This window comes from Massilia sp. BKSP1R2A-1, from assembly GCF_050586525.1.
Classification (GTDB): Bacteria; Pseudomonadota; Gammaproteobacteria; order Burkholderiales; family Burkholderiaceae_D; genus Telluria.
Genome location: NZ_JBOBRE010000013.1, coordinates 97,601 through 121,642 on the forward strand (window position 1 = coordinate 97,601; position 24,042 = coordinate 121,642).

The following is a 24,042-nucleotide window of genomic DNA, read 5'->3' on the forward strand; positions in this document are numbered from 1 at the left end:
TTTAGCTACCCGCTGCTTCGTTCGCGCGGATGGTGCACATCAGCTCACCCTCGACCGCCACCTTGCCGTCCACGCTGGCGACGGCCTTGTACTTCCAGATGCCGCGCGAGACGCGCAGGATCTCGATGTCCATCTTGAGCTGGTCGCCCGGCTCGACCGGACGCTTGAAGCGCACATTGTCGATGCCCACAAAATAGACCACCGAGTTCTCGTCCGGCTTCACGTTCATGGTCATGAAGGACAGGATGGCGGCGGTCTGCGCCATCGCTTCGATCATCAGCACGCCCGGCATCACCGGCTTGTGCGGGAAGTGGCCGTTGAAGAATTCTTCGTTGACGGTCACGTTCTTGATGGCGGTGATGCGCTTGCCGAGTTCGACGTCCAGCACGCGGTCGACCAGCAGCAGCGGGTAGCGGTGCGGCAGGTATTCCTTGATCGCGTTGATGTCGAGGGTCTTCACTTCATTCATGGTCTGAGCTTCGGTGGTCATTTTTCTTCTGTAATCGTTCGAATGGTTTTTTCAAGGGAGCGGATCTTCTCGCGCATCGAGGCCAGGTTGCGCACGATGGCGGCGCTGCGCTCCCACTCGGCGTTCTTGGCCAGCGGGTAGAAGCCGGTGTACTGGCCCGGTTCGAGGACCGAGCGCGACACCATGCTGCCGGAAGAGATATGGACGTTGTCGGCGATCTCAAGGTGGCCCAGCACCATGGCCGCGCCCCCGAAGGTGCAATGCTTGCCGATCTTCGCGCTGCCGGCCACGCCGACGCAGCCGGCCATGGCCGTGTGCGCGCCGATGTGGCAGTTGTGGCCGATCTGGATCTGGTTGTCGAGCTTCACGCCGTCTTCGATGACGGTATCGGCCAGGGCGCCGCGGTCGATGCAGGTGTTGGCGCCGATGTCGACGTCGTCGCCGATCACCACGCCGCCGGTCTGCGGAATCTTGATGTACTTGCCCGCCTCCACCGCGAAGCCGAAGCCGTCGGTGCCGATCACGGCGCCCGAGTGGATGATGCCGCGCGCGCCGATGCGGCAGCCGGCGTGGAAGGTCACGTTGGCGAACAGGTGGCTGCCTTCGCCGATGCGCGCGTCGCGGCCGATGAAGCAGCCGGCGTCGATCACGACGTGCGCGCCGATCACGGCGCCCGCTTCGATGGTCACGTTCGGGCCGACGTGGGCGCTCGGGTCGACCAGCGCATCCTTGTCGACCACCGCGCTCGGGTGGATGCCCGGCTGGGCGGGAATCTCGTCCAGCGAGACGAAGTACTGGGCGGTGCGGGCGAAGTAGGCGTAGGGGTTGGTGGTGACGATGCGCGCGCCCTCGTAGGTCGCGCTGACCGTCGGGTCGTCCAGCGGCGACAGGATCAGGGCCGCGGCCTGGCTTTGCGCGGCGAGCGCGCGCAGCTTGCTGTTGCTGAGGAAGCTGATGTGCGTGCTGCCTGCGCTGTCGAGCGGCGCAATCGCGGCAACCGTGAGCTCGGGGTCGCCCACCAGCTGTCCGCCGAAGCGCTCGACCAGGTCGGCCAGGCGAACGCCGGGCTGGGTGTGTCGGGTGTCAGTCAATGTCGTGAATCCAGGTGGCTGCAAGCCGCCGGGGGCAGTCCGGGAACGAGGCCCAGGGAACTACTTGTCCAGCAGCTTCAGGATCTTGTCGGTGATGTCGATGCGCGGGCTGAACCACGCGGCTTCGGCCAGCACGGCGTCGAGCTTTTCCTGCTCGGCGACCTGCTCGATGATCTTGTAGGCGCGGGTCGCGATGGCGGCGCGCTCCTCGTTCTTGCGCTGCATGAGGTCTTCCTGGAACTCGCGCTGCATGCGCTGGACGTCCTTGTCCATGTTGAACAGCTCGCGCGTGCGGCGGGTGCGCTCGACGTCGGTCAGGCCGGCCGCCTCGCTGTCGAACTTCTCCGACATCTGCTTGAGCTTCGCGACCGTCTCCTCGACCACCTTCTGGCGTTTCGAGAACTCGGCCTGGATGCGGGCGTCCGCCGTCTTGGCCATCTTCGATTCGGTCATCAGGCGTTCGGTGGCGACGAAGCCGATCCGGCTCGGTCCGGCCTGGCCCTGGGCCTGCGCCTGGCCGAGCGGCGCCAGGCACAGCGCAGCCAGCAGCAGAGTCCGGGGCAACGAGGCAATCAGCTTATTCAAGGTCATTCTCCGCAATTCAGGTAGGCCGTATACGGCCCGATCAGAAGCCGGTACCCATCTGGAACTGGAAGCGTTCGAGCTGGTCGCCCGGCTTGGCGTTCAGGGGCTTAGCATAACTCAACTTCAGCGGGCCCACCGGGGAAATCCACTGCAGGCCGAGACCGGCCGAGTAGCGCATCCGGTCGAGCAGGATCTTCTCCTTCTCCTGGTAGACCTGGCCGCCGTCGACGAAAGCGAACCAGCGCAGGCTGCGGTCCTTGCCGCCGCCCGGGAAGGGGAACTGCAGCTCGGCGTTGCCGATGATGCGCTTGGCGCCGCCGATCGCGTAGCCGTAGTTCTGGTCGACCACGCCCAGGGTCGAGCTTTCGTAGCCGCGCACCGAGCCGATGCCGCCGGCGTAGAAGTTCTTGAAGACCGGGTAGGCATTGCCGCCGAAGCCCTTGCCGTAGTCGAATTCGCCGCGCAGGGCCAGCGTCATCCAGGAGGTCAGCGGACGGTACCACTGCTGCTCGTAGACGACGCGGGCGTACTTGACGTCGCCGATCGCGTCGACCTCGAGGTTGGCGCGCTGGAAGCGGCCGCGGGTCGGGGTCACCGCGCTGTCGCGGGTGTCGCGGCCCCAGGCCGCGGTCAGCGGGATCGCGGTGGTGCTGGCGCGGCCGATGCCGCTCGGGTCGCCGCCGTTGTCCCTCACGAACTGCAGGTAGAGGAAAGGGCTGTTCGCATCGGTCTCGATCTCGGTGCGTTCCAGGCCGGCGCCGAAGAACACGGTATCGCTTTCCGAGAACGGCACGCCGAAGGTCAGGTTGCCGCCGGTCTGGCGCGTCGAGTAGGTGCCGTAGCCGTACAGCGGACGCGAATTGCGGTGGTAGAGCTGGAACGAGCGCGAGATGCCGTCGTCCGTGAAGTACGGGTTGGTCTGCGACACCGCGACCGTGCGGTTGTACTTGCTGGTGTTGACTTCGATGCCGACGGTGTTGCCGCTGCCCGCGAAGTTCGCCTGCGAGATCGAGGCCGTGAAGGTGAACTTCTCGGCCTGCGAGAAGGCGCCGCCGATCATGAAGTTACCGGTCGGTTTTTCTTCGACGATCACGTTGACGTCGACCTGGTCCGAGGTGCCCGGGGATTCCGGGGTCTCGATCTTGACGTCCTTGAAGTAGCCGAGGCGGTCGACGCGGTCGCGCGAGAGCTTGACGCGGTTGGCGTCGTACCACGAGCTTTCGAACTGGCGGAACTCGCGGCGGATGACTTCGTCGCGGGTCACGGTGTTGCCCTGGATGTTCATGTGGCGCACGTAGGCGCGCTTGCCCGGGTCGACGAAGAAGGTGAAGGCGACTTCGCGCTTCTCGCGGTTGATCTCCGGGTTGGCGGTCACGTTGGCGAAGGCATAGCCGAAGGTGCCGAGGCGGTCGGCGATCAGCTTGTTGGTCGCTTCCTGCAGGTCGCCCGAATAGGTCTTGCCCGGCTTCAGGAGGATCAGGCGGCTCAGCTCTTCCTCGCGGCCGAAGGTCTCGCCTTCCAGCTTCACGCTCGAGACGGTGTACTTCTCGCCTTCGGTGATGTTGATGGTGAGGTAGATGTCCTTCTTGTCCGGGGTGATCGACACTTGGGTCGATTCGACGTTGGCTTCCAGGTAGCCGTTGGCCAGGTACCAGGACTTGATCGCTTCCAGGTCGCCGGTGATCTTCTGCTTGGAATACTGGTCGGCCTTCGAATACCAGGTGAACCAGCCGGAATTCCTCAGCTCCATCTGCTGGCGCAGTTCCTTGTCGCTGAAGGCCTTGTTGCCCACGAAGGTGATCTGGCGGATCTTCGCGATGTCGCCTTCGTCGACGTTGAACATGATCGTCACGCGGTTGCGCTCGATCGGCGTGACGGTGGTCGTGATCTTCACGCCGTACAGGCCATGCGACAGGTACTGGCGCTTGAGTTCCTGCTCGGCGCGGTCGACCGCCGCCTTGTCGAAGATCTTGGTCTCGCCCACGCCGATTTCACGCAGGGCCTTGACCAGGTTGTCCTTCTCGAATTCCTTGGTGCCGGTGAAGTCCACCGAGGAGATCGCCGGGCGTTCCTCGACCAGCACGACCAGCACGCCGTTTTCTTCTTCCAGGCGGATGTCCTTGAAGAAGCCGGTGGCGAACAGCGCCTTGATCGCGGCGGTCGCCTTGTCGTCGTCGAAGGTCTCGCCCACACGCACCGGCAGATAGCTGAACACGGTGCCCGCTTCCGTACGCTGGATGCCTTCGACCCGGATGTCCTTGACCACGAACGGATTGACGGCGAGTGCATTGCCGGCGCACAGGGCCAGGACGGCTGCGCCAATCATGCTGCGACGGATGAACGGCAGGGCAAAACGATTCGGTTGTGAATTCATTGGCTGGATTTCTGGGTCAGTCATTGGACAACATACATATTCTCTTGCCGGTGCGCGGGCCTCTGTGGGCAACCGCTAGAGCAACCGCACCAGGTCATTGAAGACGGCGAGCGCCATCAGCATGAACAGCAGGCCGACCCCGAAGCGCTGTGCGTATTCTCCAACGCGCGCAGGCAGGGGACGCCCGGTCAAAACTTCCAGCGAATAATACAGTAAATGGCCACCATCCAGAACCGGAATTGGTAACAAATTCATTACGCCTAAGCTAATACTAATAAATGCGATGAACTGCAAATAGGTGGCCAGCCCGACCCGCGCGCTTTGTCCCGCATAATCGGCGATGGTGATCGGGCCAGTCACATTCTTCCAGGATGCTTCCCCGGTGATCATCTTCCCGATCATCTTCAAGGTCATCACGCTGGTTTCCCAGGTGCGCTCCGCCCCCTTCACCAGGGCGTCGATCGGGCCGGAACTCACGGTGACCATCTCGACCGGCTGGGCCAGCATGACCTTGGCGACGCCGCGGCCGTTCGCGTCGCGCTCGGGCTCGACGACGATCGGCAGGGTTCGGCCGCCGCGCTGGATCTCGAGCTGGACCGGACGACCGGCTGAGGCCCGCATGGTCTCGGTGAAGCTCAGGCCATCGTCGACCGTCTTGCCGTCGGCGAGCAGGACCGTGTCGCCCGCCTGCAGGCCGGCGCGCTCCCCTGCCCCGCCCGGCAGCACCTTTTCGATGCGGGCCGGCTTGCGCCACAGGTCCAGGCCCAGCACCTTCATCACGTCGCCATCCACGTCCAGCCTGGCGACTGCCGCCGCCGGGATCACGGCGTCGTAGCCGCCGCCATGCTGGCCGCGCAGCGACAGGCGCGCTTCGGTCTTGTCGACGGCCGCGTGCAGGATCTGCCAGCGCAGCTCGGACCAGGACTGGACCGGGTTGCCGTTCACGGCGACGACGGTATCGCCGCCCCGCACGCCGGCCAGCTGCGCCACGGAGCCCGCGGGCACCGCGCGCAGGCGTGCCGAGGGTTCGTCGACGCCATGCATGAAGAGCACGGCCATCAGGCCGATCGCGACCAGGAAGTTGGCGATCGGGCCGGCAGCCACGATGGCGATGCGGCGCCACACGCTCTGGCGCGTGAACTCGCGGGCGAACTCGGATTCGTCTTTTGGGGCGGTCTCGGGGTCGCGGCTGTCGAGCATCTTGACGTAGCCGCCCAGCGGCAGCGCCGAGATGGCCCATTCGGTCTGGTCCTTGCCGAAACGGCGCGACCACACCACGCGGCCCATGCCGACCGAGAAGCGCAGCACCTTCACGCCGCAGGCGCGCGCCACCAGGTAGTGGCCCAGTTCGTGCAGGACGATCAGGGGGCCGAGCGCCAGCAGGAAGGCGAGGATCGTGTACAGCAGGCTCATGGGCTTAGGCTCGCAGGGCGGAGATCGCGGAACGCGCGGCTTCGCGGGCGCGCGCATCCTGCTCCAGCACCGCTTCGATCGAGGGGGCCGGGCCGTGCGGCACGCCATCCATCACGTTTGCGATCACGCGGTCGATGTCGCGGAAGCCGATCTCGCGGTCGAGGAAGGACTGGACCGCGATCTCGTTGGCCGCGTTCAGCAGGGCTGGCGCGGTGCCGCCCGCGCGCAAGGCGTCGAAGGCCAGCGCCAGGCAGGGGAAGCGGGCGAAGTCCGGCTTATGAAACTGCAGCGCGGCCATCCCGGTCAGGTCGAGCTGGGCGACGCCCGACGCGATCCGCTCGGGATAGGCCAGTGCGTGGGCGATCGGGGTGCGCATGTCCGGGTTGCCGAGTTGGGCGAGCACCGAGCCGTCCACATACGACACCATCGAGTGGATCACGCTCTGCGGGTGGATCACCACCTCGATTTGCTCCGCCGGGGCGCCGAACAGCCAGTGGGCCTCGATCACCTCCAGGCCCTTGTTCATCATGGTGGCGGAATCGACCGAGATCTTGCGGCCCATGACCCAGTTCGGGTGCTTGCAGGCTTCGTCGGGGGTCACGTCGCCGAGGGTCTCGACGGCGCGGTTCAGGAAAGGTCCGCCCGATGCCGTCAGCAGGATCTTGGCCACGCCCGCGGCATCGGGATTGCGCGCATACGCCCCCGGCAGCGACTGGAAGATCGCATTGTGCTCGCTGTCGATCGGCAGCAGGGTCGCCTTGTGCTCGCGCACCGCGTCCATGAAGAGCTGGCCGGACATCACCAGCGCTTCTTTATTGGCCAGCAGGACCTTCTTGCCGGCGCGCGCGGCGGCCAGGGTCGGCGCCAGGCCGGCTGCGCCGACGATGGCGGCCATCACGGTGTCGGTGTCCGCATGCGAGGCCACATCGCAGAGGGCCTGCTCGCCGTGCTCCACGCTGATACCGAGGCCGTCGAGCAGCGCTTCAAGGCGCGCCGCCGCTTCCGCCGTACCCACTACTGCACGTTGCGGACGGTGGCGGCGGCAAGCCTCGGCCAGTTCCTCCACGCGGCCGTGGGCCGTCAGCGCGTACACGCTGTACTGGTCGGGATGGCGGGCGAGCACGTCGAGGGTCGAGGCGCCGATCGAGCCGGTGGCGCCCAGGATGGTGATGCGCTGCATTGTGGTGTTCCTTAGATTGATACGGGGGTAGCGCTACAGCCAGGCGCCGATCAGGGCTGCCAAGGGCAGGACCGGGACGAGCGCGTCCACGCGGTCCAGCACCCCGCCGTGGCCAGGCAGCAGCTTGCTGCTGTCCTTGAAGCCGGCGCGGCGCTTGAGCTGGGATTCGAACAGGTCGCCGACCACGCTGGCCGCGACGATGAGGACCAGGACCGCATACAGGGCGGCCCAGCCGAGGCTGGCCTGCACGCGCACCGGGAAGGTATCGGCAAGCACGTCACCCCACAGCACGACGGTGATCGTGGCGATCACGAGCACCGCGATGCAGCCGCCGATCGCGCCTTCCCAGGATTTGCCCGGCGAGATCGAGGGCGCCAGCTTGCGCTTGCCGAAGGCCTTGCCCGAGAAGTAGGCGAAGATGTCGGCGGCCCAGACGATGGCCATCACCGACAGCAGGTAGAGCGACGAATGCGAGAACAGCGTGACGATGGCGGCGAAGCAGCCGACCACGGCGATCGCATAGACCAGGCTCAGGAAAGTGTTGCCGCTGCTGGCCAGCGGCGGCAGGCCGAGCTTGAGCGAAGGCGCGAAGCGCAGCGCCCACAGCAGCACGCTGATCGCGAACCAGAAGGTCGGGGCGCCGCCCGGCCTGACGAAGAAGGCCCAGACGAAGGCGGCGGTCCAGAAGGCGGCGATCAGGGCCGCGCGGTTGCTGTCCGGGTTGAACAGACGGAAGCACTCCCAGATCGCGGCGCCGAAGAACACGGAAGCCACCACCGCGAACGCCATATAGTTGTTGAAATACAGGATGGGCAGCAGGACTGCCAGCAGGACGAGCGCGGTAATGATCCGGGTCTTGAGCATACGTTGTCTTTGCCTTGGACTACTGGGACTTCTGGGCCACCTGGTCGCCGGTCTGGCCGAAGCGGCGCTCGCGCTCCTGGTAGGAGGTGATCGCTTCGTCGAGCGAGGCCTTGGAGAAGTCCGGCCAGAAGGTCTTGGTGAAGTACAGCTCCGAATACGCCAGCTGCCACAGCAGGAAATTCGAGATGCGCTCTTCGCCACCGGTCCGGATGAACAGGTCGGGCTCGGGCGCATAGGCCATGGCCAGGTGCGGCGCCAGCATCTCTTCCGTGTAGTCGGTGACGCCCGGGTTCGCCGCCACCATCTTGCTGCTTGCCTGCATGATATCCCAGCGGCCGCCATAGTTGGCGCACACGGTGACCGTCAGGCGGCTGTTGTTGGCGGTGCGCCGCTCGGCCGCGTTGATCATTTCCTGCAGCTTCGGGTCGAAGCGGCTCAGGTCGCCGACGACCTTCAGGCGGATGTTATTCGCATGCATCTTCGACACTTCGCGCTCGAGGGCGGTGACGAAGAGCTTCATCAGGAGCGAGACTTCCTCGGCCGGGCGGCGCCAGTTCTCCGAGGAAAAGGCGAACAGGGTCAGGTATTCCACGCCGCGTTCGACGCAGTGCTCGACGACGCCGCGCACCGCCTCCACGCCCTTGACGTGGCCGGCCACGCGCGGCAGCAGGCGTTTGGTCGCCCAGCGGCCGTTGCCGTCCATGATGATGGCGATGTGGCGCGGTACGGCGAGCGTCTCAGGGATGGCAGTGGTCGAACTTTTGAACATCGTTGCTTCCAGCAGGGCTGCCGGCGACTTACCCCTTGGGGCGGCCGCGACAGCCGTTCTTAAAGGGAATCGGACCGGCCGCGGCTGCACGCCGGGGCCGGTCCGCCTGGGCCGTTGCCGGCCCGGACATCATCCGCCTCAGACGGTCATGATGTCCTTTTCTTTTTCGGCCAGCAGCTTGTCGATCTCGGCGACGAACTTGTCGGTCAGCTTCTGGATCTCGTCGTTCGAACGGCGCTCTTCGTCTTCCGAGGCGGTCTTGTCCTTGACCATTTTCTTGGCCGCTTCGTTGGCATCGCGGCGGATGTTGCGCACGGCGATCTTGGCGTCTTCGCCTTCCGACTTGGTCAGCTTGACCATTTCCTTGCGGCGCTCTTCGGTCAGCGGCGGGGTCGGCACGCGGATCATGTCGCCCTGGGCCGACGGGTTCAGGCCCAGGTCGGAGTCGCGGATCGCCTTTTCGATGGTCGCGCCCATTTTCTTCTCGAACGGGGCCACGCCGATGGTGCGGGCGTCGATCAGGGTCAGGTTCGCCACCTGCGACAGCGGGACCGGCGAACCGTAGTACTCGACCATCACGGAGTCGAGGATGCCGGCGTGGGCGCGGCCGGTGCGGACCTTCGCCAGGTTGGCCCTCAGGGTCTCGATGGACTTGGTCATCCGATCCTGGGCGTTCTTTTTCACATCAGCTAAGGACATGCTGCTCTCCTGTTTTTCTTGGTTCAATGTTCAACAAACTGCGATTCTAAAGCTTAGACGTGCACCAGTGTACCTTCGTCTTCGCCCATGATCACGGCTTTCATGGCGCCCGGCTTGACGATCGAGAAGACCTTGATCGGCAGGCGCTGGTCGCGGCACAGGGCGAAAGCGGTGGCGTCCATCACCTGCAGGTTCTTGGCGATCGCCTCGTCGAAGGAAATCGACTCGTAGCGGGTGGCGTTCGGGTCTTTCTTGGGGTCGGCGGTATACACGCCGTCGACCTTGGTGGCCTTCAGCACGATCTCGGCCGAGATCTCGGCGCCGCGCAGGGCGGCCGCGGTATCGGTGGTGAAGAAGGGGTTGCCGGTGCCGGCGGCGAACACGACGACCTTGCCCTCTTCCAGGTACTGGAGGGCCTTCGGGCGCACGTAGGGCTCGACCACCTGCTCGATGGCGATCGCCGACATCACGCGCGCGGTGATGCCCACGTGGCGCATCGCGTCGGCCAGGGCCAGCGCGTTCATGACGGTGGCGAGCATGCCCATGTAGTCCGCGGTGGCGCGGTCCATGCCCTGGGCGCCCGGGGCCACGCCGCGGAAGATGTTGCCGCCGCCGATCACGACCGCCACCTGCACCCCCAGCTTCGCCACTTCCGCCACGTCGGCCACCATGCGCTCGATGGTCGCGCGGTTGATGCCAAAGTTATCGTCACCCATCAGCGCTTCGCCAGACAGTTTGAGGAGGACTCGTTGGTAGGCTGGTTTTGTCATGATGAAGCGGCTCCTATGTTGTGTTTCGAATTCGGGTCTGACCGGCGCTTTCAGCGGCGGTCTCATCTGCAAGGAACAGATGGGGACGAAGGTGGCGCGGGCCGCGGGTGCGATCGCACTGCGCCACCTTACAAAAACGGGCCTTACGGCCCGCTTTCAAATTACTGCTTGTTGGCAGCCATCTGGGCTGCGACTTCTGCTGCGAAGTCGTCCACCTTCTTCTCGATGCCTTCGCCGACGACGAACATCGTGAATGCCTTCACGGTGGCGCCCGAGGCCTTCAGGTACTGCTCGATCGACTGCTTGTCGTTCTTCACGAATGCCTGGTTCAGCAGCGAGACTTCCTTCAGGTACTTCTGCACCGAACCGTCGATACGCTTGGCGACGATCTCGGCCGATTGCGGCTGCTTGCCTTCGGCGACGGCCTTGTCGGCGTCTTCCTTGGCCTTCAGTTCTGCAACCGAACGCTCTTTCTCGATCATTTCGGCCGGGACCGATTCAGCCGACAGGGCGACCGGCTTCATCGCGGCGATGTGCATCGCGACGTCCTTGCCGACCTGCTCGTCCGCGCCTTCGAACTCGACCATCACGCCGATACGGGCGCCGTGCAGGTAGGAAGCCAGCTTGCCGGTGGTTTCGAAACGCTGGAAGCGGCGAACGGTCATATTCTCGCCGATTTTACCGATCAGTGCCGTACGCACGTCGTCGAAGGTCTTGCCGTCGTGCGGCAGGGCTGCCAGGGCGGCGACGTCGGCCGGATTGTTTTCGGCGATCAGCTTGGCTGCCAGGTTGGCCATGGCCAGGAAGTCGTCGTTCTTGGCGACGAAGTCGGTTTCGCTGTTGATTTCAACCAGCGCGCCGATGTTGCCGGAGATGTAAGCGGCGACCACGCCTTCGGCGGTGATACGCGATGCTGCCTTCGATGCCTTGCCGCCCAGCTTGACGCGCAGGATCTCTTCGGCACGACCCATATCGCCTTCGGCTTCGGTCAGTGCTTTCTTGCATTCCATCATCGGCGCGTCGGTCTTCGCGCGCAGTTCACCCACCATCGCTGCGGTAATAGCTGCCATGTTGTTTTCTCCCAATGTTGATTTAGAGAGTGCGAATGTTCGTCGAACACCCACACGATAATTTATTGCTAAGCTCGATGCTTAAAAAAAGGGGGGCTCGTGCCACGGCTCGGCGCCCCCTTCTGATGCTCAGGCAGGTCGTCCCTGCCCTGTATTATGCCTGCTCGGAAACTTCGACGAAGTCGTCGCCGCCGGCCTTGACCATCTCAACGACTTCGTTGGTGGCGTTGGCGCGGCCTTCCAGGATCGCATCGGCGACGCCGCGTGCGTACAGGGTGATGGCCTTCGACGAGTCGTCGTTACCCGGGATCACGTGGGTAACGCCTTCCGGCGAGTGGTTGGTATCGACCACGCCGATGACCGGGATGCCCAGCTTGCCGGCTTCGGTGATGGCGCCCTTGTGGTAGCCGACGTCGACGACGAAGATCGCGTCAGGGATGCCGCCCAGGTCCTTGATGCCGCCGATCGACTTCTGCAGCTTTTCCATTTCGCGCGAGAACATCAGCGCTTCTTTCTTCGACAGCTTCTCGACCGAACCGTCTTCCACTTGCGCTTCCATGTCCTTCAGGCGCTTGATCGAGGTCTTGATGGTCTTGAAGTTGGTCAGCATGCCGCCCAGCCAGCGCTGGTCGACGTACGGGACGCCAGCGCGCTGTGCTTCAGCGGCGATGATGTCGCGAGCCTGGCGCTTGGTGCCGACCATCAGGATCGTGCCGCGGTTGGCGGAGATCTGCTTGATGGTCTTCATTGCGTCCTGGTACATGGCCAGGGTCTTTTCCAGGTTGATGATGTGGATCTTGTTGCGGTGACCGAAGATGAACGGGGCCATTTTCGGGTTCCAGAAACGGGTCTGGTGGCCGAAGTGGATACCGGCTTCCAGCATTTCGCGCATAGTAACGGACATGTAATTCTCCAGGGTTGGGTCTTGAACGTAGCCAGTCACCTTGACGGCACCCTTTGGCGGCCACGTTCGCGATTTCATTTAAAAAGTCGTTTTTTACAACATTGCTCGATGCGAATACGAGCAACCCGAGATTCTAGCGGGATTTAACGTTCTTTTCAAGAGTTCCGTCTACCCGGCGGCTCCGCTCACGGGCGCGGCGGACCGGACGATAACGATCACCGCGTGGGCGGGAGGACCCGCCCACCCTACGAAACCCTTATAATCACGCAATATCGTTTATTCGCAGGACAAGCATTTTATGACCTCCATCCCGAAAACACCCGAAGAAATCGACGGCATGCGCGTGGCCTGCCGGCTCGGCTCGGAAGTGCTCGACTACATCACGCCTTTCGTGAAGCCGGGCGTGACCACCGGGGAACTCGACCGCCTGGCGCATGACTATATGGTCAAGGTACAGGGCACCGTCCCGGCGACGCTGAACTATGCGCCGCCCGGCTACCCGCCCTTCCCCGGCTCGATCTGCGCCTCGATCAACGACGTGATCTGCCACGGCATTCCGGGCGACAAGGTACTGAAGAGTGGCGACGCGCTGAACATCGACATCACCCCGATCACGCCGGAGGGTTTCCACGGCGACAATAGCCGCATGTTCCTGGTCGGCGAGCCCAAGCTCCTGGCCAAGCGCCTGTCGGAAGTGACGTTCGAGTGCATGTGGCTGGGCATCGCCAAGGTCAAGCCGGGCAACCGCCTGGGCGACATCGGCCACGCGATCCAGCAGCACGCCGAAAAGCACGGCTACAGCGTGGTGCGCGAGTTCTGCGGCCACGGCGTGGGCCGCAAGTTCCACGAAGAGCCGCAGGTGCTGCACTACGGCCGTCCGGGCACCGGCGAAGAGCTGGTCCCCGGCATGATCTTCACCATCGAGCCGATGATCAACGCGGGCCGCCGCGAGATCAAGGAAATGCCGGACGGCTGGACCATCAAGACCAAGGACCGCAGCCTGTCGGCGCAGTGGGAACACACCGTGCTCGTCACCGAGACCGGCGTCGAGGTGCTGACGATGTCGGCCGGCAGCCCGCCGCCGCCCGCCATCGTGCTGCCGCTGCTCCCGCAGTACGCCCCGGCCGAAGCGTAAGGACACCATCATGGGCCAGCCGGCGCTCCTCGACAGCTCACGCACGGAACTGCGCCAGCGGCTCAAGACCGAGCGCCAGGCCCTGATCGACGCCTTCCACCAGGACGGCAAGCCGGAAAAGCTGCTGCGCGGCCTGCGCACCTGCGTCGACGGCATCCTCAGCGACGCCTGGCGCGCCGCCGGCCTGCCGGCCAACACGGCCCTGGTGGGCGTGGGCGGCTACGGGCGCGGCGAACTCTTCCCCTATTCCGACGTCGACCTCCTGATCCTGCTCGGCCAGCCGGCCGACGCCATCACCCAGGCGCGCCTGGAGTCCCTGGTCCAGCTGTTCTGGGACCTGGGCCTCGAGATCGGCCACAGCATCCGCACCGTGGACGAATGCCTGGTCGAGTCCAGCGCCGACATCACGGTGCAAACCAGCCTGCTCGAAGCGCGCCTGGTGGCGGGCGACGGGCCGCTCTTCGACGAGTTGCGGCGCCGCTACCGCGCGGCCCTCGATCCGCAGGCCTTCTTCCAGGCCAAGACGGCCGAGATGCGCCTGCGCCATGCCAAGTACGAGTACACCGCCTTCGCCCTCGAACCCAACGTCAAGGAAAGCCCGGGCGCGCTGCGCGACCTGCAGGTGATCATGTGGGTGGCCAAGGCGGCGGGCCTGGCCCAGTCCTGGAGCCAGCTGGCGCGCGCCAAGCTGATCACGCGCACCGAGGCGCGCCAGCTGATGGAGAAGGAATACGCCTTCAAGGACATCCGCGTGCGCCTGCACCTGCAGACCAGGCGCCGCGAAGACCGCCTGGTGTTCGACGTGCAGACCGCGATCGCCAAGACCTTCGGCCTGGAAAACGCGGACGGGCGCCGCGCCAGCGAATTCCTGATGCAGCGCTACTACTGGGCGGCCAAGGTGGTCACGCAGCTCAACACCATCATGCTGCAGAATATCGAGGCCCAGCTCTTCCCGCGCCAGGCGGCCTGCGTGCCGATCGGCGGCGACTTCAACGAACACTTCAACGAAGTCAACGGCTTCATCGACATCGCCGCGGACGACACCTTCGAGCGCTTCCCCTCGACCGTGCTCGGCGTCTTCGTCGCCATGACCGAGCGCCCCGACATCAAGGGCATGACCGCCCGCACCATGCGCGCGCTGTGGCATGCGCGGAACCTGATCGACGAGGACTTCCGCGCCAACCCGGCCAACAAGGCCCTGTTCTTGCGCGTGTTGAAGGCGCCGGTGGGCCTGCTGCACGCGCTGCGCCGCATGAACGACATGGGCGTGCTGGGCCGCTACCTGCCGGCCTTCCGCAGCATCACCGGCCAGATGCAGCACGACCTCTTCCACGTCTACACGGTGGACCAGCACATCATGATGGTGGTGCGTAACCTGCGCCGCTTCACGATGCCGGAGCACGCCCACGAATACCCCTTCTGCAGCCAGTTGATCGCCAACTTCCGCGACCGCTGGCTGCTGTATGTCGCCGCCCTGTTCCACGACATCGCCAAGGGACGCGGCGGCGACCATTCCGAACTCGGGATGCAGGATGCGGAGGACTTCTGCCGCGGCCACGGACTATCCGAGCAGGATACCGAGCTGGTCGTCTTCCTGGTCCAGCAGCACCTCGCGATGTCCACCGTCGCCCAGAAGCAGGACATGTCGGACCCCGACGTGATCTCCGCCTTTGCCGCCCTGGTCAAGGACGAGCGCCACCTGACCGCCCTCTACCTGCTGACGGTCGCCGACATCCGCGGCACCAGCCCCAAGGTGTGGAACGCCTGGAAGGCCAAGCTGCTGGAGGACCTCTACAAGGTGACCCTGCGCGTGCTGGGCGGCGAGCCGCACAGCGCCGACCGCGAGCTGCGCGCCCGCCAGCGCGAAGCTTTGGCCACCCTGCGCCTGTTCGGCCTTGGCGCCGACGACCACGAGGCGCTGTGGAAGCAGCTCGACGTGGCCTATTTCCTGCGCCACGACGCCTCCGACATCGCCTGGCAGACCCGCGCGCTGTACGAGAAGGTCGACAGCTGCAAACCGGTGGTGAAGGCGCGCCTGGCGCCGATCGGCGAAGGCCTGCAGGTGGCCGTCTACATCAAGGACCAGCCGGACCTGTTCGCGCGCATCTGCAGCTACTTCGACCGCAAGAACTTCAGCATCCTGGACGCGAAGATCCACACCACGCGCCACGGCTATGCGCTGGACAGCTTCCTCGTCACCGACGAGAACTTCGCCGGCAGCTACCGCGACATCATCAGCCTGATCGAGCACGAGCTGTGCGCGCAGCTGGTGTCCCAGGAGCCGCTGGCGCCGCCCTCGCGCGGACGCCTGTCGCGCCTGTCGCGCACCTTCCCGATCCAGCCGACCGTCGACCTGCGTCCGGACGAACGCGGCCAGTTCCACGTGCTGTCGGTGGCCGCCAACGACCGCCCCGGCCTGCTGTACGCGATCGCCAACGTGCTCACGCGCTACCGCATCAACCTGCACACCGCCAAGATCATGACCCTGGGCGAGCGCGTCGAGGACGTCTTCCTGATCGACGGCGCCGCCCTGAACAACCCGCGCGTGCAGGTGCAGCTCGAGACCGACCTGCTCGACGCCCTCAAGATTTGATCCATTTTTTGTATTTTCCAGATGACTGAACCGATCCGCCTTTCCAAACGCATGTCCGAACTCGGCCTCTCCTCGCGCCGCGAAGCCGATGAATGGATCGCCAAAGGCTGGGTGCGGGTGGACGGCAAGGTGGTGTCGGAACTGGGCAGCAAGGTGCTGCCGCACCAGAAGATCACCGTCGAACGCCAGGCCGCCGCCGAGCAGTCCAAGCGCGTCACGGTCCTGATCAACAAGCCGGTCGGCTACGTCAGCGGCCAAGCCGAGGATGGCTACAAGCCGGCCGTCACCCTGATCAAGCCCGAGAACCGCTGGGCGGACGATCCGTCGGGCGAGCAGTTCCACCCCACCCAGCTGCGCAGCCTGGTGCCGGCCGGGCGCCTCGACATCGACTCGGTGGGCCTGCTCGTGCTGACCCAGGACGGCCGCATCGCCAAGCAGCTCATCGGCGAGACCACCGACATCGAGAAAGAATATCTCGTGCGCGTGCAGTACACCAAGCCGGGCAAGCTGCCGGATGCGGACCTCAGGAAGCTGAACCACGGCCTGTGGATGGACGGGAAGCCCCTGCTGCCGGCCAAGGTGCGCTGGCAGAACGATGACCAGTTGAGCTTTACGCTGAAGGAAGGCCGCAAGCGCCAGATCCGCCGCATGTGCGACATGGTGGGCCTGAAGGTGATCGGTCTGAAGCGGGTCAGGATCGGCAAGGTCAAGCTGGGCGAGCTGCCGCCGGGGCAGTGGCGCTACCTGCTCCCGGAAGAGAAGTTCTGATGTCGCTCTGAAGCGCGCCGCTCAGTGCGAGCGGCCGTCGTAGTGGTGCACCGGGACGCTGTCCAGGTCGACGTTCTCCACACAGCGCAGGTTGATCGCCGCCATGGCGTTACCCTTCGGGTCGACACCCTCCCCATAGGGATGGATGCCGCAGGTCGGGCAGAAGCGGTGCTTGATGACGTGCTTGTTGAAGGTGTAGGAACTGGCCGCTTGCTCGGGAGTCTTCAAGCGCAGCTTGTCGCGCGGGATGAACCACAACAGGGAACCTTTGCGCCGGCAGATCGAGCAGTTGCAGGCCAGCGCGCTGTCGATCTCTCCCTCCGCTTCGAACGCCACCGCGCCGCAGTGGCAGCTACCTTCATAGATCATTCCTGTCTCCTTGTCGTTTGCTGTAAAACGTCTTCCAGCTAGTAGAGCGTGTCGCGCTGGCGTTGCGGCAAGGCGCTGTCGTACGCATCGCCGTCCATGCCGCCTTGCGTGAGCGCGGCCAGCATCGTTCCAGGCGTCGGTACACCCGAGGTATCGTGTTCCTCGCGGCGCCACAGGCGCGAGCGCAGGATCGAACGTGCGCACTGGAAGAACACCTTCTCGACCGCGATGCGCAGCACGCAGTGCGGCGGCTTGCCGTCGACCGCGAACGATGCCAGCAGCGCCGGGTCGATATCGATCTGCGCCCTACCCCGCACCCGCACCGTTTCTCCGACGCCCGGAATCATGAAGATCAGCGCCACGCGCGGGTCGTGGATCAGGTTGCGCAGGCTGTCGATGCGGTTGTTCCCGCGCCGCTCGGGCAGCAGCAGCGTCCGGGCGTCAATGATGCGCACCAGCGGGCCGGCGTCGCCGCGCGGCGAGACGTCGACGCCATCCGGACCGGCCGTCGCCAGCAGCGCAAAGCGCGCGCTCTCGATCCAGCGTGCGTAAACTGGGTGGAGATGATCGGTTTCCTTGGCGATGGAGGGCGCTGCGACTTTTCCAAACAGGGCCTCGAGCGAGGCGAGATCGGTGATGAGATGCTGTGGCATGTGCGTCGGGAAAGCAAGAATCGTCGATTCCCGTACGCTACCACAAGCCCCGGGCCACCGATCGGAGAAAACGGTGGCGCCGGCGTGCCGGGCCAGCACATACTCTACCAACCCGACGCGGCGACCTGAGAACAGGCTGACCGCCCGCATGCGGGAATCGGCCGTGATACCGGAACCGGCATCGCGCGCCAACATAATTTCATCGGTAAGCCGGTGCGTGTTTACATATGCTGGCCGCGCAGCATACGACAACAACACACCGGAGACGACACCATGAACAAACTTCTGGCCGCCTGCAGCCTGGTCCTGGGCATTGCGTCGGGCCTTGGCACGCTTCCCTGCGCCCGCGCCGTTGAACTCGCGGGCCTGAAGAACGCGCACGACCCTGGCACGATCACGAAGGACGGCGATACCTACTTCAATTTTACGACCGGGACCGGCATCTGGTATTCCACCTCGAAGGACCTGATTACCTGGACCGGCGGCCCCGCGCCGGTCTTCACCACCTACCCGGCCTGGATCAAGAACAAGATCCCGAACTTCGCCGGCTCTTTCTGGGCGCCGGACGTGATCCAGATGAACGGCCAGTACTACCTGTACTACTCGGTATCGACCTTCGGCACCTCGTCCTCGGCGATCGGGGTGGCGCGTTCGCCCTCATTGAAGAACCCCGCCTGGACCGACCTCGGCATCGTGGTCGAGTCCTTCGGCGGCGCGGCCGACATCAACGCGATCGATCCGGCCCTGTTCCGTGACCATGACGGCAAGGTGTATATGTCCTGGGGCTCCTTCTTTGGCGGCATCGGGCTGGCGGAGATCAACCAGTCGACCGGCAAGCTGGCCGGCAGCGTCAGCACCATCTGGGGCGGCGGCCACAGGGACATCGAGGCGCCCTATATCACCCGCAACGGCAATGACTACTACCTGTTCGTCAACCGCGGCAGCTGCTGCAAGGGCAGCGACAGCACGTACTACGTCGAGGTGCAGCGGGCCACGAATATCCGCGGCCCCTATTCCGGCACCCGGACCGTGCTGCCCGTCACCGACGGGAAGTACCGCGGCCCCGGCCACATCGGGCTGCTGAAGCAGGACGGCTGCAACTTCGTCTCCACGCACTATTACGACCTGCAGGACAATGGCAACGCCAAGCTCGACATCCTGCGCATGAGCTACAGCAATGGTTGGCCTGCGTTGACGCGCAATTTCACCAGCTTCGCCGCTTGCGGCGGCATCAGCGACGGCGTCTACAGCTTCCGCTCGCGACTGAGCGGCAAGGACCTGACGGTGGCGAATGCCTCCACCGCGGACGGCGCGCCCGTGCAGCAGTTCACCGGCACCAATGCCCGGCACCAGCAGTGGTACGTGATCGGCCAGGGAGACGGCTACTACAGCATCATCAACGCCCACAGCCTGCGCAGCCTGGACAACTACGGCAATTCGACGACGGCCGGCACGAACATCGCGCAGTGGGCTTACTGGGCGGGCGCCGGTCAGCGCTGGCGCTTCGCCAGCCCGGCCGTCGGCTACCACACCGTGGCGAACCAGCTGAGCGGCATGGTGCTGGACGTGAACGCGCGCAGCACGGCGGATGGCGCGCAGATCATCCAGTGGCCGGCAAGCGGTGCCAGCAATCAGCAGTGGTCGCTGATTCGCCGATGAGGCGTCGGCGCCCCTCCTAGCGCCGGTGGTCGGCCAGGAACTGCTGCGCGCGCGGCGTCTGGGGATGGGTAAAGAAGTCTTCCGGCTTGCCGCGTTCGAGGATCTTCCCTTCGCTCATGAAGACGATGCGGTCGGCGACTTCGCGCGCGAAGCCCATCTCATGGGTCACGCAAACCATGGTCATGCCGTGGTGCGCCAGCGAGCGCATCACCTGCAGCACCTCGCCCACCATTTCCGGGTCGAGGGCGCTGGTCGGCTCGTCGAACAGCATGATCGGCGGACGCATCGCCAGGGCGCGCGCGATGGCGACGCGCTGCTGCTGGCCGCCCGACAGCGCATTCGGATAGGCATCGCGCTTGTGTGCGAGGCCCACCTGCTCCAGCAGCGTCATGGCGTACTCGCGCGCTTCCTTCGGGGTGGCGCGTTTGAGGTTGACGGGCGCCAGCGTGCAGTTCTCCAGCACGGTCAGGTGCGGGAACAGGTTGAAGTGCTGGAAGACGAAGCCGATGCCGGCGCGCAGCCGGTCGACGTCGGTGCCCCTGGCGTGGATGTCGCGGCCGTCGATGGCGATGGACCCGCCGTCGATTTCTTCCAGGCGGTTGAGGGTGCGGATCAGGGTCGACTTGCCCGAGCCGGAGGGGCCGCACACGACCACCACCTCGTTCTTTTCCACCCGTTCGCTGACGTCCACCAGCGCGTGGTAGTCGCCGTAGAACTTGTTGACTTTATCGAGAACGATCATCGTTAGACTTACCGTAAAGTTGATTTTCCTATACCCGCGCCAGGCGGCGCTCGAGCAGGAAGGCCAGGCGGGACAGGCCGAAACAGAGGATGAAATAGCTCAGGGCCAGGATCAGGTAGACCTCGACGGCGTGGGTGAACACCAGGGTGTTGACCTGGGTGGCGATGAAGGACACTTCCGACAGGCCGATGATGTAGCCGAGCGAGGTCGCCTTGATGGTCGAGACCAGCTGGCTGACGATCGAGGGCAGGCCGTTGCGCAAGGTCTGCGGCAGCACCACCAGGCGCAGCGCCTGCGGATAGGACAGGCCCAGCGAACGGGCGCTTTCCAGCTGCCCTTTCGGCAGCGCGCGGATGCCGCTTGCGACGATCTCGGCCAGGTAGACGCCGTCGAACAGCACCAGCACCATCAGCATGGTCGTGGCCTGCCCAGTCTTCACGCCGGTCACGGCCGGCAGGAAGAAGTAGACCCAGAACACCACCAGCAGCAGCGGCACGGCGCGCACCAGCTGCACCAGGGTCGCCACCGGCCAGCGGACCGCGCGATGGCTGCTGACCCGCGCCACGCCGAGCAGGAGGCCCAGCGGCATCGCCAGCAGCAGCGCCCCGAAGGACAGCAGCACGGTCAGCGCCAGGCCGCCCAGCGGCCCCTCGGGATACTGGCCGACGAGGAAGTAGAGCCAGTAAGTATCGATCAGTTCGAGCATGTGAACCGCCTTATGCCGGACGGACCGGGTAGCGCCGCTGGTACAGGTAGGCGGCGAAGGAAATCAGGAGCGAGACCGTGAGGTAAGCGAGGGTGGCGAAGGTAAACGCTTCGACGCTGCGGAAGCTCGCGGTCTCCACGCGCGCGGCCTGGTACATCATCTCGGCCGCGCCGATGACGGTGGCCACGCTGGTGTCCTTCCACAGGTTGACGGTCTGCGACAGCAGCGGCGGCACCGAGGCGCGGAAGGCCTGCGGCAGCAGCACCAGGCGCACGGCGGCAAATCGACCCAGGCCGAGCGAGCGGGCCGCTTCCAGCTGGGAGGCCGGCACCGCGCGGATGCCGCTGCGGATGTCCTCGGCCATGTGCACGCCGCTGTACAGCGACAGGGCAATCACGGCGCAGACGGCTTCCGGATTGTGCGCATACAGGAATTCGCGCGCGCCTTCAGGCAGCAGCTCGGGGAAGGCGAAGTACCAGAACAGCAGGTGCGCCAGCAGCGGCACGTTGCGGATGCCTTCCACGATGGTGGCGCCGATCGCACGCAGCGGCGCAAACGACGACGTGCGCATCAGCGCCACGGCCGCGCCAAACGGCAACGCGACGACGAAGCTGGCAGCGGTCAGCTGCAGGGACAGGACAAGGCCCTGCACCAGCCAGTCATGGTACTGGCCGGATTGCAGGATGCTGGGATCGAAAAACTGCAAAGCACTACCTTAGAAATGCGATCAGATCTTGTCGGTACTGATCTTGAAGCTGCGCTTGGCGATGTTGGCGCGGGTGCCCGGGCCGTACCACTTGTTGAACAGCTGCTCGGCGGCGCCGCTGGCTTCCAGCTCGCGCAGGGTCTGGTCGACCACGGCCTTCAGGCTCTTCTCGCCCTTGCGCAGGCCGAGGGCGATCGACTCGTTGCCGATCGAGGTCGGCAGGATGGTGAAGCCCTTGGCGGCCGGGCCCAGCTTGCCGTAGTCGGCCAGCAGCGAGGATTCGTCGTTGACGTAGGCGACGCCCTTGCCCTGGCGCAGCGCCTGGAAGGCCTGCTGGGTGTTCTCGAAGGTCACCACTTCCGCGGTCGGCACGGCGGCGCGGATATTGGTTTCCTGGGTGCCGCCGCGCACGGTGACGACCTTCTTGCCGGCCAGCTGGGGCAGCGCGGTGATGCCGCTGCCGGCGCGGACCATGACCTTGGAGCCGGTCACGAAGTGGGTCAGCGCGAAGTCGACCTGGGCTTCCCGCTCCTTGTTGTGGGTGAGCGTGGCGGCGAGCGCATCGACGTGGCCCTGCTGCAGCTCCGGGATGCGGGCCGAGACCGACATCTGCTTGAACACCGGCTTGACACCGATCTTCCTGGCCACCGCGGTGGCGATGTCGATTTCGTAACCGACCAGCTGGCGGGTCTTCGGGTCGATGAAGCTGTTCGGCTCGTCCGTGCCCAGCACGCCGAAGACGATCGTGCCCTTCTTCTTGACGTCGGCGAGCTGGTCGGCCTGCGCGGCAGTAGCCAGCAGGCTGGCGGACAGGGCGAACGTGCCGAGGATGAGGGAACGACGGGTGAACATATTCTTCTCCAGGCTACAAAAATTCAATCGGAACAGTATACGGCATGATCTTGCAAGGCCGAACGAACAATTAGCCATAAGAAAATGCGCTCTGGACTATAAAGGCCGCAAAATCTTCGGCCCGTCTCTTGGCATTCCGGCATGCTAGAGTAGGGGGCAATCATGAACGCAAGCGGAGACACTATGCTGCTCGTAACCTACAACGTCAACGGCATCGGCGCACGCATCGGCGCCCTGCTCGAATACCTCGACGAACGCAAGCCGGACGTCGTCTGCCTGCAGGAACTCAAGGCGCCACAGGAAAAATTCCCGGAAAACGCCATCCGCGACGCCGGCTACCACGCGATCTGGCACGGCCAGAAGAGCTGGAACGGCGTCGCCATCCTCACCCGCGACGGTCCGGCGCAAGAGCTGCAGCGCGGGCTGCCGGGCGACCCGACCGACGAGCAAAGCCGCTATATCGAGGCGGTCTACCAGGGCCTGGTGGTGTGCGGCCTCTACCTGCCGAACGGGAATCCGGCGCCCGGTCCGAAATTCGACTACAAGCTGGCCTGGATGGAGCGCCTGATCCAGCGCGGTGCCGAGCTGCTCGCGGCCAAGGCGCCGGTCGTCATGTGCGGCGACTTCAATGTGATCCCGACGGATCTCGACGTCTACAAGCCGGAGCGCTGGGTCGACGACGCCCTGTTCCGCCCCGAAAGCCGGGCCGCCTTCGAGCGCCTGATGTCGCAGGGCTGGACCGACTCCATCCGCGCCCTGTACCCGGACCAGGTGGTGTATACCTTCTGGGACTACTTCCGCAACGCCTTCGGGCGCGACGCGGGAATCCGCATCGACCACCTGCTGCTCAGCCCTGCCCTGGCGCCCGCCCTGCGCGGCGCCGGCGTCGACAAGTTCCAGCGCGCCAAGGAAAAGCCGAGCGACCACGCGCCGACCTGGGTCGAACTGGACATGAGCGCGGCGCTGTAGCCCAGGGCTTGAAGGTGCACGCTTTGCGGTAACATGCCGGTCCGTCCCTAGCCAGCCAGCGCCATGCTCACGCCCGAACAGTTCCTTGGATTCCTGACCGCCGCCATCCTGATCACCCTCTCGCCCGGCCCCGACAACATGATGGTGCTGGGCGCCGGCATCGCCAAGGGACGCGCACGCGGAATCGCCTTCGGACTGGGCTGCGCGCTGGGCTGCCTGAACCACACCCTGCTCGCCGTGATCGGCGTGAGTGCGCTGATTGCCGCCTCGCCGGTGGCCTTCACGGCGCTGAAGGTCGTGGGTGGCCTCTACCTGGTCTGGATGGGCCTCCAGGCCCTGCGCAGCCGCGGCGGCGCAAAGGTCGCGGCGGGCGTGCCGGACGAATCGGCGCGCCAGCTCTTCTTCAAGGGCCTGGTGGCGAATGCGATCAACCCGAAGGTGGTGCTGTTCTTCCTGTCCTTCCTGCCGCAGTTCGTGGTCGCCTCGCGCGGGGATGCGAACTGGCAGATCGCCTGGCTGGGCCTGATCTTCACCGCGCAGGCGGCGCTGCTGTTCGGTTTGCTCGGCTACTTTTCGGGAACCATCGGGCAGTGGCTGAATCGCACGCCGCGCGCGGGGATGTGGCTGGATCGCGTTGCCGGTGCGATCTTCGTAGGCCTCGGCCTGCGCCTGATCGTGGCGCGGTAGGGTGTTCGGCTCTGC

Annotated in this window: 24 protein-coding genes; 6 read left to right on the forward strand and 18 right to left on the reverse strand. The window is 65.1% G+C overall.

Annotation, left to right across the window (positions count from 1 at the left end; all coding sequences use genetic code 11):
* Position 1: 1 nt before the first annotated feature.
* The 12 genes from fabZ to rpsB form a co-directional block, all read right to left on the reverse strand.
* Positions 2-490: a 3-hydroxyacyl-ACP dehydratase FabZ gene (gene fabZ, locus ACQ7JA_RS19040; RefSeq protein WP_430900585.1), complete on the reverse strand. Its 489-nt coding sequence runs from the start codon at positions 488-490 to the stop codon at positions 2-4.
* Complete coding sequence (gene lpxD / locus ACQ7JA_RS19045) at positions 487-1,560, reverse strand: UDP-3-O-(3-hydroxymyristoyl)glucosamine N-acyltransferase (protein ID WP_430900587.1); 1,074 nt, start codon at positions 1,558-1,560, stop codon at positions 487-489. The genes fabZ and lpxD overlap by 4 nt, the downstream gene beginning before the upstream one ends.
* A gap of 60 nt (positions 1,561-1,620) precedes the next feature.
* Positions 1,621-2,151: an OmpH family outer membrane protein gene (locus ACQ7JA_RS19050; protein WP_430900589.1), complete on the reverse strand. Its 531-nt coding sequence runs from the start codon at positions 2,149-2,151 to the stop codon at positions 1,621-1,623.
* Positions 2,152-2,185: 34 nt separating this feature from the next.
* Positions 2,186-4,519, reverse strand: coding sequence for an outer membrane protein assembly factor BamA (bamA, locus tag ACQ7JA_RS19055; RefSeq protein WP_430900591.1), 2,334 nt, complete (start codon positions 4,517-4,519; stop codon positions 2,186-2,188).
* Between the two features lie 75 nt (positions 4,520-4,594).
* A complete protein-coding gene (gene rseP / locus ACQ7JA_RS19060; RefSeq protein WP_430900593.1) occupies positions 4,595-5,932 on the reverse strand; it encodes an RIP metalloprotease RseP in 1,338 nt (445 codons plus the stop codon).
* A gap of 4 nt (positions 5,933-5,936) precedes the next feature.
* Positions 5,937-7,112, reverse strand: coding sequence for a 1-deoxy-D-xylulose-5-phosphate reductoisomerase (gene ispC, locus ACQ7JA_RS19065; RefSeq protein WP_430900595.1), 1,176 nt, complete (start codon positions 7,110-7,112; stop codon positions 5,937-5,939).
* Between the two features lie 33 nt (positions 7,113-7,145).
* A complete protein-coding gene (locus ACQ7JA_RS19070; RefSeq protein WP_430900597.1) occupies positions 7,146-7,976 on the reverse strand; it encodes a phosphatidate cytidylyltransferase in 831 nt (276 codons plus the stop codon).
* 19 nt (positions 7,977-7,995) lie between these two features.
* Complete coding sequence (uppS, locus tag ACQ7JA_RS19075) at positions 7,996-8,745, reverse strand: polyprenyl diphosphate synthase (protein WP_430900599.1); 750 nt, start codon at positions 8,743-8,745, stop codon at positions 7,996-7,998.
* Positions 8,746-8,883: 138 nt separating this feature from the next.
* A complete protein-coding gene (gene frr / locus ACQ7JA_RS19080; RefSeq protein WP_430900603.1) occupies positions 8,884-9,444 on the reverse strand; it encodes a ribosome recycling factor in 561 nt (186 codons plus the stop codon).
* A 53-nt stretch (positions 9,445-9,497) separates the two neighbouring features.
* Positions 9,498-10,214 (reverse strand): UMP kinase, encoded by a 717-nt coding sequence (gene pyrH, locus ACQ7JA_RS19085; RefSeq protein ID WP_258828857.1) that lies wholly within the window; start codon positions 10,212-10,214, stop codon positions 9,498-9,500.
* 161 nt (positions 10,215-10,375) lie between these two features.
* Positions 10,376-11,284 carry a translation elongation factor Ts gene (gene tsf / locus ACQ7JA_RS19090; RefSeq protein WP_430900605.1) on the reverse strand — a complete coding sequence of 303 codons (909 nt, stop codon included), beginning with the start codon at positions 11,282-11,284 and terminating at the stop codon, positions 10,376-10,378.
* 154 nt (positions 11,285-11,438) lie between these two features.
* Positions 11,439-12,188 carry a 30S ribosomal protein S2 gene (gene rpsB, locus ACQ7JA_RS19095; RefSeq protein ID WP_231060715.1) on the reverse strand — a complete coding sequence of 250 codons (750 nt, stop codon included), beginning with the start codon at positions 12,186-12,188 and terminating at the stop codon, positions 11,439-11,441.
* Positions 12,189-12,486: 298 nt separating this feature from the next.
* Between rpsB and map the strand changes: the two genes are divergently transcribed.
* The 3 genes from map to ACQ7JA_RS19110 are packed head-to-tail and all read left to right on the forward strand — an operon-like array spanning position 12,487 to position 16,684.
* A complete protein-coding gene (map, locus tag ACQ7JA_RS19100; protein ID WP_430900607.1) occupies positions 12,487-13,323 on the forward strand; it encodes a type I methionyl aminopeptidase in 837 nt (278 codons plus the stop codon).
* Between the two features lie 10 nt (positions 13,324-13,333).
* The gene (locus ACQ7JA_RS19105; RefSeq protein WP_430900609.1) at positions 13,334-15,916 is read left to right on the forward strand and encodes a [protein-PII] uridylyltransferase; all 2,583 of its coding nucleotides are present in this window, start codon (positions 13,334-13,336) and stop codon (positions 15,914-15,916) included.
* Positions 15,917-15,937: 21 nt separating this feature from the next.
* Positions 15,938-16,684 (forward strand): pseudouridine synthase, encoded by a 747-nt coding sequence (locus ACQ7JA_RS19110; RefSeq protein ID WP_430900611.1) that lies wholly within the window; start codon positions 15,938-15,940, stop codon positions 16,682-16,684.
* Between the two features lie 21 nt (positions 16,685-16,705).
* Here ACQ7JA_RS19110 and ACQ7JA_RS19115 read toward each other — a convergent pair whose 3' ends face one another.
* On the reverse strand, positions 16,706-17,053 hold the full coding sequence (locus ACQ7JA_RS19115) for a GFA family protein (protein WP_430900613.1): 348 nt from the start codon (positions 17,051-17,053) through the stop codon (positions 16,706-16,708).
* Between the two features lie 38 nt (positions 17,054-17,091).
* Positions 17,092-17,706: a pyridoxamine 5'-phosphate oxidase family protein gene (locus ACQ7JA_RS19120; RefSeq protein WP_430900615.1), complete on the reverse strand. Its 615-nt coding sequence runs from the start codon at positions 17,704-17,706 to the stop codon at positions 17,092-17,094.
* 273 nt (positions 17,707-17,979) lie between these two features.
* On the opposite strand from ACQ7JA_RS19120, the gene ACQ7JA_RS19125 reads away from it, so the two are divergent.
* Entirely contained in the window at positions 17,980-19,365 is a 1,386-nt protein-coding gene (locus tag ACQ7JA_RS19125; protein ID WP_430900617.1) for a family 43 glycosylhydrolase, read from the forward strand.
* A 16-nt stretch (positions 19,366-19,381) separates the two neighbouring features.
* Here the strand turns inward: ACQ7JA_RS19125 and ACQ7JA_RS19130 are convergent, their stop codons facing one another.
* Genes ACQ7JA_RS19130 through ACQ7JA_RS19145 form a run of 4 tightly spaced genes read right to left on the reverse strand, consistent with a single transcriptional unit; the run spans position 19,382 to position 22,371 of the window.
* Positions 19,382-20,107, reverse strand: coding sequence for an amino acid ABC transporter ATP-binding protein (locus ACQ7JA_RS19130; protein ID WP_430900619.1), 726 nt, complete (start codon positions 20,105-20,107; stop codon positions 19,382-19,384).
* Positions 20,108-20,135: 28 nt separating this feature from the next.
* Complete coding sequence (locus ACQ7JA_RS19135; RefSeq protein ID WP_430900621.1) at positions 20,136-20,813, reverse strand: amino acid ABC transporter permease; 678 nt, start codon at positions 20,811-20,813, stop codon at positions 20,136-20,138.
* Between the two features lie 10 nt (positions 20,814-20,823).
* Positions 20,824-21,519 (reverse strand): amino acid ABC transporter permease, encoded by a 696-nt coding sequence (locus tag ACQ7JA_RS19140; RefSeq protein ID WP_430900623.1) that lies wholly within the window; start codon positions 21,517-21,519, stop codon positions 20,824-20,826.
* A 21-nt stretch (positions 21,520-21,540) separates the two neighbouring features.
* On the reverse strand, positions 21,541-22,371 hold the full coding sequence (locus ACQ7JA_RS19145) for an ABC transporter substrate-binding protein (protein ID WP_430900625.1): 831 nt from the start codon (positions 22,369-22,371) through the stop codon (positions 21,541-21,543).
* A gap of 183 nt (positions 22,372-22,554) precedes the next feature.
* Between ACQ7JA_RS19145 and xth the strand changes: the two genes are divergently transcribed.
* A complete protein-coding gene (xth, locus tag ACQ7JA_RS19150; RefSeq protein WP_430900627.1) occupies positions 22,555-23,340 on the forward strand; it encodes an exodeoxyribonuclease III in 786 nt (261 codons plus the stop codon).
* A gap of 63 nt (positions 23,341-23,403) precedes the next feature.
* Entirely contained in the window at positions 23,404-24,027 is a 624-nt protein-coding gene (locus ACQ7JA_RS19155) for a LysE family translocator (RefSeq protein ID WP_430900629.1), read from the forward strand.
* The last annotated feature ends 15 nt before the right edge of the window (positions 24,028-24,042 follow it).